This window comes from Pseudomonas sp. zjy_15 (genome assembly GCF_043101865.1).
GTDB lineage: Bacteria > Pseudomonadota > Gammaproteobacteria > Pseudomonadales > Pseudomonadaceae > Aquipseudomonas > Aquipseudomonas putida_Y.
Genome location: NZ_JBICII010000083.1, coordinates 149388 through 165735, shown reverse-complemented (window position 1 = coordinate 165735; position 16348 = coordinate 149388). Strand labels below are relative to the sequence as shown.

General features: G+C 59.3%; 26 protein-coding genes and 1 tRNA gene. 13 read left to right on the top strand and 14 right to left on the bottom strand.

What is annotated here, in order from left to right; translation table 11 throughout:
* Positions 1 to 436: 436 nt before the first annotated feature.
* Positions 437 to 649, bottom strand: coding sequence for a cold-shock protein (locus ACF8EF_RS15615; RefSeq protein WP_003250656.1), 213 nt, complete (start codon positions 647 to 649; stop codon positions 437 to 439).
* A gap of 162 nt (positions 650 to 811) precedes the next feature.
* A complete protein-coding gene (locus tag ACF8EF_RS15610; protein ID WP_176683836.1) occupies positions 812 to 1117 on the bottom strand; it encodes a hypothetical protein in 306 nt (101 codons plus the stop codon).
* A gap of 338 nt (positions 1118 to 1455) precedes the next feature.
* Here ACF8EF_RS15610 and thrS point away from each other — a divergent pair, with 338 nt between their 5' ends.
* From thrS to ACF8EF_RS15565, 9 genes are all read left to right on the top strand, one after another.
* Entirely contained in the window at positions 1456 to 3378 is a 1923-nt protein-coding gene (gene thrS, locus ACF8EF_RS15605; protein WP_176683835.1) for a threonine--tRNA ligase, read from the top strand.
* Complete coding sequence (infC, locus tag ACF8EF_RS15600) at positions 3378 to 3929, top strand: translation initiation factor IF-3 (protein WP_012052879.1); 552 nt, start codon at positions 3378 to 3380, stop codon at positions 3927 to 3929. The genes thrS and infC overlap by 1 nt, the downstream gene beginning before the upstream one ends.
* 60 nt (positions 3930 to 3989) lie before the next feature.
* The gene (rpmI, locus tag ACF8EF_RS15595; protein WP_003250667.1) at positions 3990 to 4184 is read left to right on the top strand and encodes a 50S ribosomal protein L35; all 195 of its coding nucleotides are present in this window, start codon (positions 3990 to 3992) and stop codon (positions 4182 to 4184) included.
* Positions 4185 to 4211: 27 nt separating this feature from the next.
* The gene (gene rplT / locus ACF8EF_RS15590; RefSeq protein ID WP_003250671.1) at positions 4212 to 4568 is read left to right on the top strand and encodes a 50S ribosomal protein L20; all 357 of its coding nucleotides are present in this window, start codon (positions 4212 to 4214) and stop codon (positions 4566 to 4568) included.
* Positions 4569 to 4677: 109 nt separating this feature from the next.
* Positions 4678 to 5694 carry a phenylalanine--tRNA ligase subunit alpha gene (pheS, locus tag ACF8EF_RS15585; RefSeq protein WP_176683834.1) on the top strand — a complete coding sequence of 339 codons (1017 nt, stop codon included), beginning with the start codon at positions 4678 to 4680 and terminating at the stop codon, positions 5692 to 5694.
* A 31-nt stretch (positions 5695 to 5725) separates the two neighbouring features.
* A complete protein-coding gene (pheT, locus tag ACF8EF_RS15580) occupies positions 5726 to 8107 on the top strand; it encodes a phenylalanine--tRNA ligase subunit beta (RefSeq protein ID WP_021782769.1) in 2382 nt (793 codons plus the stop codon).
* A 4-nt stretch (positions 8108 to 8111) separates the two neighbouring features.
* Positions 8112 to 8414, top strand: coding sequence for an integration host factor subunit alpha (gene ihfA, locus ACF8EF_RS15575; protein ID WP_003250679.1), 303 nt, complete (start codon positions 8112 to 8114; stop codon positions 8412 to 8414).
* Positions 8395 to 8751 (top strand): MerR family transcriptional regulator, encoded by a 357-nt coding sequence (locus tag ACF8EF_RS15570; protein WP_003250681.1) that lies wholly within the window; start codon positions 8395 to 8397, stop codon positions 8749 to 8751. Before ihfA ends, ACF8EF_RS15570 begins: the two co-directional genes overlap by 20 nt.
* A 114-nt stretch (positions 8752 to 8865) precedes the next feature.
* Positions 8866 to 8942: transfer RNA gene (locus ACF8EF_RS15565), tRNA-Pro, on the top strand.
* An 81-nt stretch (positions 8943 to 9023) separates the two neighbouring features.
* Here the strand turns inward: ACF8EF_RS15565 and ACF8EF_RS15560 are convergent.
* The 8 genes from ACF8EF_RS15560 to ACF8EF_RS15525 form a co-directional block, all read right to left on the bottom strand.
* Complete coding sequence (locus tag ACF8EF_RS15560; RefSeq protein ID WP_230685727.1) at positions 9024 to 10172, bottom strand: tyrosine-type recombinase/integrase; 1149 nt, start codon at positions 10170 to 10172, stop codon at positions 9024 to 9026.
* Positions 10073 to 10489 carry a hypothetical protein gene (locus ACF8EF_RS15555; RefSeq protein WP_232905549.1) on the bottom strand — a complete coding sequence of 139 codons (417 nt, stop codon included), beginning with the start codon at positions 10487 to 10489 and terminating at the stop codon, positions 10073 to 10075. Before ACF8EF_RS15555 ends, ACF8EF_RS15560 begins: the two co-directional genes overlap by 100 nt.
* A gap of 10 nt (positions 10490 to 10499) precedes the next feature.
* Positions 10500 to 10676 (bottom strand): hypothetical protein, encoded by a 177-nt coding sequence (locus ACF8EF_RS15550; RefSeq protein ID WP_392488651.1) that lies wholly within the window; start codon positions 10674 to 10676, stop codon positions 10500 to 10502.
* A 38-nt stretch (positions 10677 to 10714) separates the two neighbouring features.
* The gene (locus ACF8EF_RS15545) at positions 10715 to 11071 is read right to left on the bottom strand and encodes a hypothetical protein (RefSeq protein ID WP_173890456.1); all 357 of its coding nucleotides are present in this window, start codon (positions 11069 to 11071) and stop codon (positions 10715 to 10717) included.
* 77 nt (positions 11072 to 11148) lie between these two features.
* The gene (locus ACF8EF_RS15540) at positions 11149 to 11706 is read right to left on the bottom strand and encodes a hypothetical protein (RefSeq protein ID WP_392513862.1); all 558 of its coding nucleotides are present in this window, start codon (positions 11704 to 11706) and stop codon (positions 11149 to 11151) included.
* On the bottom strand, positions 11703 to 11963 hold the full coding sequence (locus tag ACF8EF_RS15535) for a hypothetical protein (protein WP_392488649.1): 261 nt from the start codon (positions 11961 to 11963) through the stop codon (positions 11703 to 11705). The genes ACF8EF_RS15540 and ACF8EF_RS15535 overlap by 4 nt, the downstream gene beginning before the upstream one ends.
* On the bottom strand, positions 11960 to 12334 hold the full coding sequence (locus ACF8EF_RS15530) for a hypothetical protein (protein WP_392488648.1): 375 nt from the start codon (positions 12332 to 12334) through the stop codon (positions 11960 to 11962). The genes ACF8EF_RS15535 and ACF8EF_RS15530 overlap by 4 nt, the downstream gene beginning before the upstream one ends.
* A 76-nt stretch (positions 12335 to 12410) precedes the next feature.
* Positions 12411 to 12644, bottom strand: coding sequence for a hypothetical protein (locus tag ACF8EF_RS15525; RefSeq protein WP_392488647.1), 234 nt, complete (start codon positions 12642 to 12644; stop codon positions 12411 to 12413).
* Between ACF8EF_RS15525 and ACF8EF_RS15520 the strand changes: the two genes are divergently transcribed.
* Positions 12623 to 12892 carry a hypothetical protein gene (locus tag ACF8EF_RS15520; protein ID WP_392529172.1) on the top strand — a complete coding sequence of 90 codons (270 nt, stop codon included), beginning with the start codon at positions 12623 to 12625 and terminating at the stop codon, positions 12890 to 12892. The genes ACF8EF_RS15525 and ACF8EF_RS15520 overlap by 22 nt on opposite strands.
* Here ACF8EF_RS15520 and ACF8EF_RS15515 read toward each other — a convergent pair.
* A complete protein-coding gene (locus ACF8EF_RS15515) occupies positions 12885 to 13208 on the bottom strand; it encodes a hypothetical protein (protein WP_392529170.1) in 324 nt (107 codons plus the stop codon). The genes ACF8EF_RS15520 and ACF8EF_RS15515 overlap by 8 nt on opposite strands.
* A gap of 88 nt (positions 13209 to 13296) precedes the next feature.
* Between ACF8EF_RS15515 and ACF8EF_RS15510 the strand changes: the two genes are divergently transcribed.
* Entirely contained in the window at positions 13297 to 13476 is a 180-nt protein-coding gene (locus tag ACF8EF_RS15510; RefSeq protein ID WP_180689905.1) for a hypothetical protein, read from the top strand.
* A gap of 348 nt (positions 13477 to 13824) precedes the next feature.
* Here the strand turns inward: ACF8EF_RS15510 and ACF8EF_RS15505 are convergent, their stop codons facing one another.
* Positions 13825 to 14424: a hypothetical protein gene (locus tag ACF8EF_RS15505; RefSeq protein WP_392488644.1), complete on the bottom strand. Its 600-nt coding sequence runs from the start codon at positions 14422 to 14424 to the stop codon at positions 13825 to 13827.
* 114 nt (positions 14425 to 14538) lie between these two features.
* Between ACF8EF_RS15505 and ACF8EF_RS15500 the strand changes: the two genes are divergently transcribed.
* Positions 14539 to 14757, top strand: a complete 219-nt coding sequence (locus tag ACF8EF_RS15500; protein ID WP_014756154.1) for a hypothetical protein — start codon at positions 14539 to 14541, stop codon at positions 14755 to 14757.
* 70 nt (positions 14758 to 14827) lie between these two features.
* Positions 14828 to 15166: a hypothetical protein gene (locus ACF8EF_RS15495; RefSeq protein ID WP_392488642.1), complete on the top strand. Its 339-nt coding sequence runs from the start codon at positions 14828 to 14830 to the stop codon at positions 15164 to 15166.
* A 36-nt stretch (positions 15167 to 15202) separates the two neighbouring features.
* Here ACF8EF_RS15495 and ACF8EF_RS15490 read toward each other — a convergent pair whose 3' ends face one another.
* Positions 15203 to 15583, bottom strand: coding sequence for a hypothetical protein (locus ACF8EF_RS15490; RefSeq protein WP_392488641.1), 381 nt, complete (start codon positions 15581 to 15583; stop codon positions 15203 to 15205).
* Between the two features lie 249 nt (positions 15584 to 15832).
* A complete protein-coding gene (locus ACF8EF_RS15485) occupies positions 15833 to 16345 on the bottom strand; it encodes a hypothetical protein (RefSeq protein ID WP_392488640.1) in 513 nt (170 codons plus the stop codon).
* Positions 16346 to 16348 lie beyond the last annotated feature (3 nt).

Here is a 16348-nt window from a genome sequence, read left to right as displayed (position 1 = left end):
AACCGAACGAAAAACCGGAGGCGGCTATGAGCCTCTGACCAACCGGGTAATGCCACCGGGGCGCTAGGCGCTCCAACCCCTGCTAGTGAACATTGACCCTAGGTAAGACCGTCGCAGACCGATGCCTCCGCTCCTACAGGCCTGATAGTGGCCTCAATGTGAACGGCACACTGCGAGCTCACCACGATGTTGGCCAGAAGCAAAAAGCTTCCTCGAATAGGCCTGATACATAGATGCAACCGGGTTCCTATGTTCAAAAAGCAGCTAGACAGTGTTGGCGAGTCCATACATAGGAGCGGGTTCACCCGCGAACACGGGCGAAGCCCGTGCCATTCACCCTAAAGTCTGTTTCGCAGGCAATCCCGCCCCACTCAGATGATGCAATCACCCATAAAAAAACCCGCCACAAGGGCGGGTTTTTTTACAGCTATCCGAATTACTCCGGACGAACCTGTGCAGCCTGCATGCCCTTCTGGCCGCGCTCGGCGACGAAGGAAACAGTCTGGCCTTCTTTCAGGCTCTTGAAGCCGTCAGATTCGATGGCTTTGAAGTGTACGAACAGGTCGTCGCCGCCGCCTGCTGGGGTGATGAAGCCGTAGCCTTTCTCATCATTGAACCATTTGACGGTGCCTTGTTGGCGATTGGACATGGGTGAATCTCCAGAACATTTAGTTTTTTCATTGGTGCAATGCGGCCGAGGCTACGGAGCACGGGATACATCATAGTCTAATTCTGCGCATCTAGCGCCTTTTACCTTCGCAGGATATTGATCCAGCTCAAAGAATGGCTGGTCGTCGCTGGCTTTAAGGTTTCAGCTCTTCGGTGCGCAGGCCTGTTTTACCACCATCTGCGCCCTCTGCATCAGCTTGGCGTCAACGCCGTCTTTGCTGTCGAGGTCGGCAATCTCGGCGTCGGTAAAGTTCTTTTTGATGGCTTGCGCGCCACAGTCGCAGTGCTTTTTCGCGGTGGCAGCGTCAACGCCCTGGCCGCTGGCCACTTGCGTGCACTGGGTCATGTAGCCGGCCTCCTTCCCGGGGGGAAAGTTGCCGGCGTTCGCAGCCACGGGCAGCAGCAGGGCGCCAGCGGCCGCCAGGGCCAGAAGAGACGGAACTCGCATCACCAGTTACTCCTTGGGTTAAGGTCTCATCAAGAGTAGGTTGCTTCCCAAAGTCTGAGCGGTATTTTTCCGCGTTAGTTCACCGCTGCGGTGCAATTTCCAAATATTTCTGCCTGGGGTGCAACCCCCGTGCTAGCATGCTCGGCTCGCGGTCGCGCTGTTGCCGGCTGCAGCTATCTTTTTTCTTTCCAGTCACTCTGGTTCGTCCCTGACAAGCCGAAAGGCTTCTGCCACTGTGGGGCAGGCTTCCTTTTACCGGAAGGCAGGTCGGATCTTGTACTGGCTCATCCCAACCCACGTGACCTTTGGTAGGGGTCACCACTAGGAGAGGAGGCGCCATGCCCGTTATTACTCTTCCCGATGGCAGTCAACGTTCGTTCGATCACGCCGTATCCGTAGCCGAAGTAGCCGCTTCCATCGGCGCTGGCCTGGCCAAGGCCACCGTTGCCGGCAAGGTCGACGGCAAGCTGGTCGATGCGTGTGACCTGATCAGCAACGACGCCACCCTGCAGATCATCACCCCTAAAGATGAAGAGGGACTGGAGATCATCCGTCACTCGTGCGCCCACTTGGTTGGCCACGCCGTGAAGCAGCTGTACCCGACCGCCAGGATGGTGATCGGCCCGGTCATTGACGAAGGCTTCTATTACGACATCGCCTACGAGCGCCCCTTCACCCCAGAAGACATGGCCGCCATCGAAAAGCGCATGATGGAGCTGATCGAAAAAGACTACGACGTGGTCAAGAAAATGACCCCGCGCGCCGAAGTCATCGATGTGTTCAAGGCCCGTGGTGAAGACTACAAACTGCGTCTGGTCGAAGATATGCCGGATGAACAGGCCATGGGTCTGTACTACCACGAAGAATACGTCGACATGTGCCGTGGCCCGCACGTGCCGAACACCCGCTTCCTCAAGGCATTCAAGCTGACCAAGCTGTCCGGCGCCTACTGGCGTGGCGATGCCAAGAACGAGCAACTGCAGCGCGTGTACGGCACGGCCTGGGCTGACAAAAAGCAGCTGGCTGCGTACATCCAGCGCATCGAAGAAGCCGAAAAACGCGATCACCGCAAGATCGGCAAGCAACTCGACCTGTTCCACCTGCAGGAAGAAGCCCCGGGCATGGTGTTCTGGCACGCCAACGGCTGGACCGTCTACCAGGTACTCGAGCAGTACATGCGTGGCGTGCAGCGCGAAAACGGCTACCAGGAAATCAAGACCCCGCAGGTTGTCGACCGCATCCTGTGGGAGCGTTCCGGCCACTGGTCCAACTATGCCGAAAACATGTTCACCACTTCGTCGGAAAGCCGTGACTACGCGGTAAAGCCGATGAACTGCCCGTGCCACGTGCAGGTGTTCAACCAGGGCCTGAAAAGCTACCGCGACCTGCCGCTGCGTCTGGCCGAGTTCGGTGCCTGCCACCGTAACGAGCCGTCCGGCGCACTGCACGGCATCATGCGCGTGCGTGGCTTCGTACAGGACGATGCGCACATTTTCTGCACCGAAGATCAGGTGAAGAAAGAAGCCGCCGACTTCATCAAGCTGACCCTGGACGTGTACAAGGACTTCGGTTTCAGCGACATCGCCATGAAACTGTCCACTCGTCCGGCCAAGCGTGTCGGTTCCGAAGAGTTGTGGGACCGTGCTGAAACTGCGCTGGCCGACGCCCTGAACGAATCCGGCCTCGAGTGGGAGTACCAGCCAGGCGAGGGCGCCTTCTACGGCCCGAAAATCGAGTTCACCCTGCGCGACTGCCTCGGCCGTAACTGGCAGTGCGGTACCCTGCAGTACGACCCGAACCTGCCAGAGCGTCTGGATGCCAGCTATATTGCCGAAGATAACAGCCGAGTACGCCCGGTCATGCTGCACCGCGCCATCCTCGGTTCGTTCGAGCGCTTCATCGGCATGCTGATCGAGCACTACGCTGGCGTGTTCCCGGCGTGGCTGGCCCCAACCCAGGCGGTGATCATGAACATCACCGACAAACAGGCCGATTTTGCCCTCGAGGTTGAGAAATCTCTGAACGGAAGCGGTTTCCGTGCCAAGTCGGACTTGAGAAATGAGAAGATCGGCTTTAAAATCCGCGAGCATACTTTGCTCAAGGTCCCGTACCTTTTGGTTATAGGGGACCGCGAAGTCGAAACGCAAACCGTCGCTGTGCGTACTCGCGAAGGTGCAGACCTGGGCTCCATGCCCGTCGCCCAATTCGCTGAGCTGCTGACACAAGCGGTTTCCCGGCGTGGTCGCCAAGAATCGGAGTAATGACTATTAAGCGTGAAATGAGAAACGATAAGCGTGCTGTACCGAAGGCCCCGATCAACGAGAATATCTCGGCCCGCGAGGTTCGGTTAATTGGCGCAGACGGCGAGCAGGTTGGCATCGTCTCGATTGATGAAGCGCTGCGTATCGCTGATGAAGCGAAGCTGGACCTGGTAGAAATCTCTGCAGACGCGGTACCGCCCGTCTGCAAGGTCATGGACTACGGCAAGCACCTCTTCGAGAAGAAGAAGCAGGCTAACGAAGCCAAGAAAAACCAGAAGCAGATCCAGATCAAAGAAATCAAGTTTCGTCCAGGGACGGAGGATGGGGATTACCAGGTAAAACTACGCAACCTGGTACGTTTCCTTACCGATGGGGACAAGGCCAAGATCTCTCTGAGATTCCGTGGTCGTGAGATGGCCCACCAGGAGCTGGGCATGGAGCTGTTGAAGCGGGTCGAAGCCGACCTCGCCGAATACGGCACCGTTGAGCAGCATCCGAAGATGGAAGGACGCCAGCTTATGATGGTCATCGCCCCCAAGAAAAAGAAGTAATCTCCCGGGCACGGCAGGCCTGATGATTATGTGTAATTTTATCGAATGCGGAGTTCCAACATGCCAAAAATGAAAACCAAGAGCGGTGCTGCGAAGCGCTTCCTGAAGACAGCTTCGGGCTTCAAGCACAAGCACGCTTTCAAGAGCCACATCCTGACCAAAATGTCGACCAAGCGTAAGCGTCAACTGCGCGGTGCCAGCTTGCTGCACCCGTCCGACGTCGCAAAAGTCGAGCGCATGCTGCGCGTTCGTTAATTCTGGTTAAGATAGAGGAAGTTACTCATGGCTCGTGTTAAGCGCGGCGTTATCGCTCGTAAGCGTCACAAAAAAATTCTGAAACTGGCTAAAGGTTACTACGGTGCACGTTCGCGCGTATTCCGTGTAGCCAAGCAAGCGGTCATCAAGGCAGGCCAATACGCCTACCGCGACCGTCGCCAGAAGAAGCGTCAGTTCCGCGCACTGTGGATCGCTCGTATCAACGCCGGTGCCCGCACCAACGGTCTGTCCTACAGCCGTCTGATTGCTGGCCTGAAAAAGGCTTCGATCGAAATCGACCGTAAGGTTCTGGCTGATCTGGCAGTGAACGAAAAAGCGGCGTTTGCTGCGATTGTCGAGAAAGCTAAAGCCGTTCTGGCTTAAGTACCCGCGACAATCACCCGGCGGTGCTAGCGCTGCCGGGCATTGAACGTCATCGATAGGGGAAGAGCCTTCAAAGCTCTTCCCCTATTTTCGTATCTGGAGTCTGTACATGGAAAACCTGGATGCGCTGGTCTCCCAAGCCCTAGAGGCCGTGGAACGCGCTGAAGACATCAACGCCCTGGAACAGATCCGGGTTAATTATCTCGGCAAGAAGGGCGAGCTGACCCAGGTGATGAAGACCCTGGGCAACCTGCCAGCCGAAGAGCGGCCGAAAGTCGGCGCGCTGATCAATGACGCCAAAGAGCGCGTCACCGTTGTGCTCAATGCCCGCAAGGCAGCCTTTGAAGAAGCGGAGCTCAGCGCTCGCCTGGCTGCCGAATGCATTGACGTCACCCTGCCAGGCCGCGGCCAGGCCACCGGTGGCCTGCACCCGATCACCCGTACACTCGAGCGCATCGAGCAGTTCTTCACCCACATTGGCTACGGCATTGCCGAAGGCCCAGAGGTGGAAGACGACTACCACAACTTCGAAGCGCTCAACATCCCTGGCCACCACCCGGCGCGGGCGATGCACGACACCTTCTACTTCAATGCCAACATGCTGCTGCGTACCCACACCTCGCCGGTGCAGGTGCGGACCATGGAGTCCACCCAGCCGCCCATCCGCATTGTGTGTCCGGGCCGCGTATACCGCTGCGACTCGGATATCACCCACTCGCCGATGTTCCACCAGGTCGAAGGCCTGCTGGTCGATCGCGATATCAACTTCGCCGACCTCAAGGGCACCATCGAAGAATTCCTGCGCGTATTCTTCGAGAAAGAACTGGCGGTCCGTTTCCGCCCATCGTTCTTCCCCTTCACCGAGCCGTCTGCAGAAGTCGACATCCAGTGCGTGATGTGTTCCGGCAACGGCTGCCGCGTGTGCAAGCAAACCGGCTGGCTGGAAGTGATGGGCTGCGGCATGGTGCACCCGAACGTGTTGCGCATGTCCGGCATCGACCCAGAAGAGTTCCAGGGCTTCGCCTTCGGCATGGGTGCCGAGCGCCTGGCCATGCTGCGTTATGGCGTCAACGATTTGCGTCTGTTCTTCGACAACGACCTGCGGTTCCTAGCCCAATTCCGCTAGGCCCAATCGACGCAACTTTCAGGAGAACAGCATGAAATTCAGTGAACAGTGGCTGCGCGGTTGGGTCAACCCGCAAGTCTCCCGTGACGAACTGGTCGCCCGCCTGTCCATGGCCGGCCTCGAAGTTGACAGCGTTACCCCCGCTGCCGGCCAGTTCAGCGGCATCGTCGTGGGCGAAATTCTCGCCACCGAGCAACACCCGGACGCCGACAAGCTGCGCGTGTGCCAGGTAAGCAGCGGCCAGGAAACCTTCCAGGTTGTGTGCGGCGCCCCTAACGCCCGCCCAGGCATCAAGATCCCGTTCGCCATGATCGGTGCCGAACTGCCAGGCGACTTCAAGATCAAGAAGGCCAAGCTGCGCGGTGTCGAGTCCTTCGGCATGCTGTGCTCGGCTGCCGAACTGCAGATCAGCGAAGAAAACGACGGCCTGCTGGAACTGGCTGCCGACGCTCCGGTTGGCGAAGACATTCGCACGTACCTGAGCCTGGATGATGCCAGCATCGAAATCGGCCTGACCCCGAACCGCGGCGACTGCCTGTCCATCGCCGGCCTGGCCCGCGACGTCAGCGCCCTCTACGACACCCCGGTCACCCGCCCGGTGGTGCCAGCCGTAGCGGCCGCCCATGACGAAGTGCGCCCGGTCGAAGTCAGCGCCCCGGCTGCCTGCCCGCGCTACCTGGGCCGCGTTATCCGTAACGTCGACCTGAGCAAGCCAACCCCACTGTGGATGGTGGAGCGCCTGCGCCGCAGCGACGTTCGCAGCATCGACGCCGCCGTCGACGTCACCAACTACGTGATGCTCGAACTCGGCCAGCCGATGCACGCCTTCGACCTGGCAGAAATCAACGGCGGCATCCGCGTGCGCATGGCCGAAGAGGGCGAAAAGCTCGTCCTGCTCGACGGCCAGGAAGTTGCCCTGCGTGCCGACACCCTGGTCATCGCCGACCACACCCGCGCCTTGGCCATCGCCGGCGTCATGGGTGGCGAGCACAGCGGTGTGAATACCGAAAAAACCCGCGACCTGTTCCTGGAAAGCGCCTTCTTCGAGCCGATTTCCGTTGCCGGCAAAGCCCGTTCCTACGGCCTGCACACCGATGCCTCGCACCGCTACGAGCGCGGCGTCGACTCGCAACTGGCCCGCGAAGCCATGGAGCGCGCCACGCAGTTGCTGCTGGACATCGTTGGCGGCGAAGCCGGCCCTGTGGTCGAAGCGGTCAGCGAACAGCACCTGCCACAAGTAGCCCCGGTTACCCTGCGCGCCGAACGCATCACCCAGATGCTTGGCATGGAAATGGACCCAGCCCAGGTCGAGCAGTTGCTCAACGCCCTCGAGCTGACCACGACCAAGAGCGGGGAAGGGCAGTGGACCGTCAGCGTACCAAGCCACCGCTTCGACATCAGCCTGGAAGTGGACCTGATCGAAGAGCTGGCCCGCCTGTACGGCTACAACAACCTGCCGGTTCGTTACCCGCAAGCCCGCCTGGCCCCACAGGGTAAGCCGGAAACCCGCGGTGACCTGCCGACCCTGCGCCGCCTGCTGGTTGCCCGCGGCTACCAGGAAGCCATCACCTACAGCTTCATCGACCCGAAACTGTTCGAACTGTTCAGCCCGGGCGTAGAGCCGCTGCTGCTGGCCAACCCCATCTCCAGCGACATGGCCGCCATGCGCGCCTCGCTGTGGCCGGGTCTGGTCAAGGCACTGCAGCACAACCTGAACCGCCAGCAAGACCGCGTGCGCCTGTTCGAAAGCGGCCTGCGCTTCGTCGGCCAGCTGGGTGACCTGCAGCAGCAGCCAATGATTGCCGGCGTCATCACCGGCAGCCGCCTGCCAGAAGGCTGGGCCAACGGCCGCGACGGCGTCGATTTCTTCGACGTGAAAGCCGACGTGGAAGCCCTGCTGGGTTACTCCGGCGCCCTGAGCGACTTCACCTTCAGCGCCGGCAAACACCCAGCCCTGCACCCGGGCCAGACCGCTGCCATCGAGCGCGACGGCAAGCTGGTCGGCTACCTCGGCGCCATCCACCCGGAGCTGGCCAAAGCCCTGGGCCTTGACCGCCCGGTGTTCCTGTTCGAGCTGGTGCTGGGCGACGTGGTCGAAGGCCGCCTGCCGAAATTCAGCGAACTGTCCAAGTTCCCGGAAACCCGTCGTGACCTGGCTTTGATCGCAGGACGTGATGTGGCTTCTAGCGCGGTGCTTGAATTAATTCGTGACAATGCAGGCGAATGGCTCACAGACCTCAGGCTGTTTGATGTGTACCAAGGTAAAGGCATTGATCCTGATAGAAAAAGCCTTGCCGTCGGCTTGACCTGGCAGCATCCATCGCGCACTCTTAACGACGATGAGGTGAACACTACCCTGCAAAACATCCTCACCTCGCTCGAACAAAGGTTGAACACCACGTTAAGGAAATAACGGCATGGGTGCTCTGACGAAAGCTGAGATGGCCGAAAGGCTGTACGAGGAGCTGGGGCTTAACAAGCGTGAGGCCAAGGAGCTGGTCGAGCTGTTTTTCGAAGAAATTCGGCACGCACTTGAAGAGAACGAGCAGGTCAAGCTGTCCGGTTTCGGCAACTTCGACCTTCGCGACAAACGCCAGCGGCCGGGCCGTAACCCCAAGACAGGGGAAGAGATCCCGATCACCGCACGGCGCGTCGTCACCTTTCGTCCAGGGCAGAAGTTGAAGGCCCGGGTTGAGGCCTATGCTGGAACCAAGCCATAACGACGAACTGCCCCCCATACCGGGCAAACGCTACTTCACCATTGGTGAAGTGAGCGAGTTGTGTGCCGTAAAGCCACACGTGCTGCGGTATTGGGAGCAGGAGTTCGACCAGTTGAACCCTGTGAAGCGGCGGGGGAACCGGCGGTATTACCAGCGCCAGGATGTGCTGATGATCCGCCAGATTCGTGCGCTGCTGTATGATCAGGGGTTCACCATTGGCGGGGCTCGGTTGAGGCTCTCCAGTGATGAGGCTAAGGATGAATCCAGCCAGTACAAGCAACTGATTCGGCAGATGATTGTTGAGTTGGAGGATGTGTTGGTGGTGTTGAAGAAGTAAGCCGGGTTTCTGATGAATGGAAAATTTTTTGAGAAAAAGCTTTCATTTATCAGAGGGTTAGGGTACATTCTTCAACGTTCTCGGCAAGATTGAGAACATGCTTCAAAGCCCAGTCGGGGCGTAGCGCAGCCCGGTAGCGCACTTGCATGGGGTGCAAGGGGTCGAGTGTTCGAATCACTCCGTCCCGACCATATATTTCAACGACTTAGCCACCTTCGGGTGGCTTTTTCGTTTCTGGGCATAGTGACTTTTCGAGTGACTTCGCCTTTTCATCACCCAATTCTCCTCTTCAGTATTGTCAGCACAGGTCCGCGTGAATCTGTGGCCGATACCTTGTTTGCTGCCTCGATCAGTTGACCGATCTCCGCGCCGGAGTAGTGACTGGTCACGCTGCCGTTCTTGTGACCCAGAAGCGACTTGCGATCTTCTTCTGAAACACCGGCTGCCTTCAGGCGCCTGCCGAAGGTATGCTTAAGGTCGTGAATCCTGATAGAAGCGAACCCAGGGTGTGCCGGCCGTAGATGCTGCTCCTGCCAGAGCTTTGCCGCGCGCACCCGCGCTTTCTTCCAGGCCGAATCGTTCATCCTGTGCATCGCGGTGCCGTTGTAGGGGAACACCCATTCCCGTGAAAGCCCGCGCTGCTTCTCTATGATCGACCTGGCCACGTCGTTCAGCACTACCAGACGCTCGTCCCGGTTCTTGACCCCGGAGTTCTCATGCCTGCCGCCGAACTCGGCCGGTATGAGGAACACACTGGTGCCCAGCTCTGGCACCGAGATCTCCCAATCCCACCTCAGTTTGCAGACCTCCTGCTCGCGGCAGCCCGTGTTTACCTTGAACAGGGCCATCCGCTGCAAATGGTCTGGCAATTCACCGAAGAGAACCGATTGCTCCTCCCATGACATGGGGTAGGGCTTTCGGCTCGCCTTCTTCTCTTCCAGCTTGGTTAGCAGCGGCACGCTGTCCAGCCACGGCCGGCGCTCCTCGTCCCGCCATTTCCTGCACGCCAGCGATAGAACACGGATCGCTCGCTCGATTGCGATGTTAACTGTCCTGTTGCTCACTCCCTTTTTCACCTTCCCATCCGGTAGCACTACATCGGCCTTCCTGTCGCGAATGAACGGGGCCAGGGCCTCATCATCGATATGCGTCAGCGGCAGGTGGCCGATATAGTCGTCCAGCTGGTTCAGGTACAGCGCAGTGATCCTGAATGAGGGCTGATCCTTGTGCTCGACCAAGTATTTGGCCGCTGCGGCGCTGAACGTCTTGATCTCGCGCACGCCATAGACTTTGCGCAGGCGCATCTTCTCCAGTAAATGGATCAGGTATTGCTCTGCTTCTTCCCGGTCACAAGTGCCAGTGCTCTCTTGAATTCGCTCTCCCCTGTAGATTTTGTCGATTTTCCAGATGCCGCTCGGCATTTTCTGGAGGCCTGTGATTGCCTTTTTGGCCATGGATTCTCCTTGGAGGTCACGGCCAGACGCTCGCTGCGAGGCCGATTGTTGTCTTGATCGGCGGCCTTTTCAACGGCCATCGCCTCGATGTACGCGTCGACCCAGGCGTCCAGCTCAAGTCGATCAAACCCAATGCCTTGCTTTCCAATCGGAAATTCGCGCACGAATGGGCGGACGGTGTTCTTGAATTCGTCTCTGCACATGCCGAGATATCCGGGCGCATCACCGGCCCGGATGATTCTCGGCAGCAAGCCTGGCTGCACTGCAGCAGTGGCGTTTGCCATGTGGGCCTCCTCAGGCCGTGAAGTGGTGCCCGAGCTTCGCCGCCCGGGCGGCTTCCTCGGTGCGGAACATAAGCTGGGTTCTGCTGGTGCTGCCCCAGCTGTCGTATTCAACGTCGACCCACCAGTGGCCGAACTTGCGGTACGGCTCGCCGAGGATCTTCGTGACGTAGCAGTCGATCAGGTTCATGGAAGGTCTCCACGCCGCCGATGGCGGCTGGTTGGTGGTCAGGCTGCTTTCTGTGAGTGCGCAGCGTCACGCCGGCGGCAGATTTGCACCTGCAGTCGATAGGCTCGGAAACGGCGGCCGTCACCTGGTGAAACCTCCGGAGCCAGGTTGGCCAAATCCTCTTCCAGCATGCCGAAGTAGTACAGGTGCTCTCCGTCACCCATCCACTCTGGTTGGGCTGTCGCCCAATCGCGGGCCTGAACGCACGGAAGGCAGGTCTTGAAGCTTTCCATCGAGCCTTCCCAGCAGCCAGCCACCAGCTGGTACCGTTGCCCAGGATCGATGTGCCCGCGGCATTCGCAGCAGGTATGGCGCTTCCGGGCCACGGGCTCGGTCGTGGTCTGAAAATCAGACATGGTTGCTCCTCGCCCGCGCATGTCGGCGGGCTTGAGTAGTAGGGGGAGGGGTTAGGGCATGTACATCAGGGGCAGGATCATGGCTCCACCTGCTTGCGGTAGCCGGCGTCGTACAGCGTCAATCCCATTTTGATCTGCCCGGGAGTTGGGGATTCATGCCCGGCGTCCAGGCACATTTGTCGCGCAGCCCGCTGACGCTCTTCCTCCGCCCGTTGCTCAGGAGAGCTGAGCGGCCGGAAATCGTACTCGCTGAGATGGCCGCAGTTTTCTTCGCCGCCCTCGCGATAAGTGACCAAAAACAGCTGTGCGCCCATGGCGGTGATGGTCACTTCCTGAAATCCAGGCCGAGCCCAATCTTCTGTGGAGCGCTTGTTCTTCATTTCGATCTTCTGGCCAATAGGCGGAAGACCTTCGCCATCCCAGCGCGCCGGCCGCGGCGTGATGTACTGGACCTGGCCCTGCGTGAAGTTATGCCGGTGATCGCCGGTGCCGCCGCTGTAGGGATAAGCGCGATCCTCGGCGCCGACCACGGCGTACTGGTCCATGTTGATCCACACCTCGGTGATGCCGTGATGGGCAACCAGGCCGTGGCCGTCTGCCCACTCAGGCGCATTGCTCCAATCGATCTTGCTCACAGCTGATACCTCTCATCAATCCAGCGCCCAGGCGCCAGTGCGGGTGTAGGTTCGGGTTGTGTTTCGTGCGGGGAGAGCTGGCGCTGCTGGTCGGCAACTTGCGGCATCCAGACCTTCACGCAGCTGATGGCCAGGCCGTTCAGTTCGTAACAGACGACGCCGCGCGGCTTGTCTTCGAAGGAGCGAACATTGGCTGGCAGATCCCCCGCGCTGGCGCCGGTGGCCAGCAGCAGGAGGCAGAGGGCGAGGCGGGTCATGACCTGCCCCCAATGGATGCAGCCGCCTCTACGATCGCCCGTCGGGTGGCGCGGAAAGAATCATCGCCGTGGTAGATATCGAATTCGCCGAAGCGCTCGGCATCCACGACCGTGTACGGGTCGGTGTCGCCGTCGAACGGCTCGACGATGTGGATCTGGATACCCAGGCGATCGGCACGGCCCATGATTACGGCCAAGCGCAGTGCATCGCCATCGTTGATCAGCGGGTTCCAGTGAGCACGCACACCCGACTGACCCTTCAGGCGGAAAGGCCACTTTGGATCGCGGCAGGTGCATGGCTCGATTTCAAGGCGTGCTGCCTTGGCGGCCAGCTTGAGCAGTTCGAGGTCGCGTTCGTCTACTTCGGACACGGTCGTTCCTTGGCCGCCATATCGCGGCAGTGAATAGAGGGGAGAGGGGTTACAGCGTAGGAGTACAGATGTTCTCTTACGAGGCGGAGTCTACCGAGCGCATGTAGGCAGCCATGTCGCCCATCTGCTCGACGATGGCGTGTTCCTCGGCCGCTATGGCCTTGGTTATGCTGCTCTGGCGCTTATGGCACCTCCGGCAATCGACCTTGGCCCAGTCGCCTGACAGCTCGGAGGATTCCCCTAGCCAGGTTCCGCAGGGCGCTTGCTCAACGTCTTCCAGGTCGGTGGATGGTGCGAAGTGCGTTTTCACGGCGCTGGCTCCGGCTCTGCGCTGGCGGATATGGCGCAGCATTCAGCCTCAAGCGCTTCATGCTCTGGGGCGGTAAGCGCGCCGCTGCGCACGACCTTGATGAGCTGGTCGCGCAGGCTTTCAATCTCTGCACGCTGATCGCATACCACCTTCCAGTGCTTGGCGATGCCTTGGCGCAGCCGCTCAACCTCGCCAGGATCGGCGCGGACATAGAGTGGGGAAACTTCATATTCGAAACCGTCAACTAGGCAACCGCTGGCATCGGGGCTCGCCGTTGCGGCTGGCTGTCTCGAAGTCGACGATCTTGTACCAAGGCGCGTCTTCCGGCTGGCCGTACACCCGGCACCACTCCATCCAAACGATATTGACGCCCCAGTGCTTGGCCATGGCGTCGATGAAGACCAGCGTCTCCTCGCGCTCCTTGCCGGTATTTTGGAAGAAGGCGTGCACATCTGCCGGGAGCTTGCCGCCGTGGGCCTCAAGGATTTTCCAGAGCATGTGCCCGCTGGTGCGGCCACCACTGACGCCGATCTGCGCCGGGCCAGTTATCTGGTAGGGGTTCATGGCAATCTCCATTGCAGGCGACGCCCTCGCCGGGGTGGCGTTACAGGGCGAAGTGGTTTATTGATTCAACCTCAATTCAGGAGGCTGTATGGATACAAACAAGCTGCTCAAATTGCTGATCGTCACCAACTTGGTCACGCTGTTGCTCGCTGGGGCGTCCGCATACTTCGCCATGGAGGCAAGGGACTCGGCAGATGACGCCTACTCGGCGGCCGAGTCGGCAAGCAACTACGCAAGCAATGTGGAAGACATCCTCAACAGCCGCTGAGTCAGCAGTGACACGCTGGGTAGGCGTCATCGTTGAATAGGGGAAGGCGCTGGCGGGCGGCGCCGTCTGGGTGAATGTGGCAGGCAGGTGATATGCTTCGCCGCTTACCAAACAAGGAGAGTGGTATGCGGTTTAGAGAAAGGTTCGGAACCATGCAGGAATGGCTCACACCGAAGCGTTTGCGCCGTATCGGCTTTGCGCTGTTGGCGATATGGGGTGGCCTATCTGCGATGTATCCAGGCCAGCACCTTGCCTGGCTGGTTGTGCTCGCGTCATGCATTTTGGCGTCGGCGTACATCCCAAACCCTATCAGGAAGCGCTGAGGCTCTGGCGGGCAGCGCCGGAGGGTCAGGCGGCGTATCGAGTCCGTAGTGCGGCGGCGATACGAGGATCCGACTGCGTCTCGGCGTAGGCAATTGCAATCCGGTGCTTGTGCTCTCGCCACGCCTGGTGCGCTTCGGAGGCGCTGGCGTGATAGCCGAGAAACTCGTGACGACCGGTGAAGGGGTTCCTGCACTGAGCCACGAACCTCTGTCGCGCCTTGTGCCAGGAAACTCCGATTGGCAGGTCGCCCCGTATCGCCTGGCTATCGACCATGAATCGGTTCAGGTCAGGCGGGATAAATGCACAAGTGTTCGGTGAATACACCTTGTTGCCTGGCACAAGCAGATCTTTGTCCAGGTGCTTGCCTTCATGATCTTGCGTGGACATCCATGCCTTGAATGACGAAAAGATGAACCAGTCGCTGGACGCCGAGCAGTCGTGATAGGTGGGGTTTCTGATCTGAAACTTCTCGCTGTAGCAGCGCTCCAGCATTCCAGTCCATGCCTTGTAGAACGGGCAGGTCCATACGGATCGTCGACGTCCGCCTACCGTTTCGGTAAGGCAGACCTGGTAGTCGGCATCGTTTGCTCCGACACCATAAACCAGCTTCAGAGCTTTGCTCATCGCGATCTCCTGATTTGTGTCGGCAGCGTCATGCCTCCGAGGAGCCGGATGCGGCATGGTGTCAAAATGGGGCGATAGGGTAGGATTGCAGGGTCTTTTCAAGGATGAATCGCAGTGAAGAAGCTCAAAGACCTAGAGGCCGCAGCAACCCGCTACCTGAGCAGATATTCCCGCAAGCAGTTTTTCTCAGTGTTCGTTGTTATCACTGCGGCCAACTACTGGCTTGCCTACAACGTCGACGGGTACAAGTCGATATGGCTGGCAATGATCGGAGGTTGGTTTTTCGGCATGACCTTTGCGCCGTTCCACTCCCAAAACAACTCGCCAAACTGACCCTTTGCCATGGTGGCAATTTGGTTTGGGATGGGGTATTACGGGTGACCGGCATGGGGCCGGATGCGAGGTGAGTATGGAAATCTATAGGCAGGGAGCTAATCGGAAGTCTGGCTGGAGCGTAATTCGCTCAAAAAAACCTGCATCCATCGCCATCAACACTGATGCAAAGGACGTATTTTTCGCAGGGCTCAATATCAGGAAGACGAGGGGCTTTGATGGTGATGGTGAATATGATCACGAGATACGGCTTTCAATCCAAGAGGTCGCGATATTCTTGGAGGCCCTTGCTAGCCGAGGTATCGAGAATCACCAGGGCGAATTAAGGGAAGGTCTCAAGAGTTCAGCCGGAGCCCTAAATCGACTGTTGATGGTTGCCAGTGGCCTTGAAATCAAAATCGCGAAGTAGCCAGCCCGCTAGAGTATTTTGGTCAAATCCCCTCACTTACGTTTCAGAGCCTCTCAAGGTGTCGCACACCAGTAATAGAACGCCAGCGTCGTCAGGGTCGTCGCCCAGCATCAGGTCTGGCGCGCGCAGCTCGCGGCTGATGCGGAACTGATCGAGCCGCCGCGCCACAAAATCCGACACAACGATTTCGTGGCGCGGCGCACTGAGGAAGTGGAGGGCCGCTTCAGGCCCTAATTCATGGATGCGGTGGATGAGCAGGGTCATGGCTTCGCCGTTTTCCTCGACGCTGGCCCAGGCCTTTATCTCGGCTAGTGCCTGTCTAGTCCCTGGTCGAACCTTCAAGCGCAGGTCTTCTTCCTGCAACCGTGCGGATTTGGCGCGGCGCTTCTCGTCGCGCTCCTTGGGTGACATCGCCATACGGCACCTCCATGATTCCGCTGGGCGGGATGTGTATGTGCAGCTGGCGGCGACGCTGCTGCGTTAGCTTCTGGATGCGTCTCATGGGTGGCACACCTCAATGGGCGTTTTCTTCGTCGAGCCAGACGGCATAACCACCAGTAGACGCTTGTTTCCTCGGTATACGCCCCAAGGCTGACCAGTGGATCTGGCCATGGCCGCCGCGTACTTCACGGCGGGCACAGGCTGAGACATGGTGGCGATCATGGCCTACCCCCGATTCCGCTGGAGCGGGAAGTCAATGTCGAACTCGGCAATGATGCGCGCGAACCTGCAGTTACCGATGCCCAGCTCCAAAGTCACGCCCCACCGGGACATGCCGGTATCACGCAGGGCAACGATCTTGTCGGCGAGATCACGATCCTCCTGGCTCGGTTCGGCTTTTGCCTTCGCCGGTGTGGCCGGCTTCGGCGGGCTGAAGAACCTGAATCCTCCCCGCGCCGCTACGCCCCAGAGAGCGGTCTTGGTTTCGCCCAGGAGCTTTGCAACCTCGCCACAGGTCATGGTCTTGGCGAGCTCTTCTACCTGAGCTGTGCGTGCCTTGGCGCGGCTTTTACGCTCGCCGCCGCGCTCCTGCTTGACTGGGGTGACCCGCTTTGGCGTCGGCTCAGGGTGATGGCGCTGCCGGAAGGGCACGTACTGGAAGCCCTCAAGCACAATGATCTGCCCGCCAGACGCGAAGAAGGCCGCTTTGGCGGCCTCCAGGTCGATTGATTGGTTCATGCT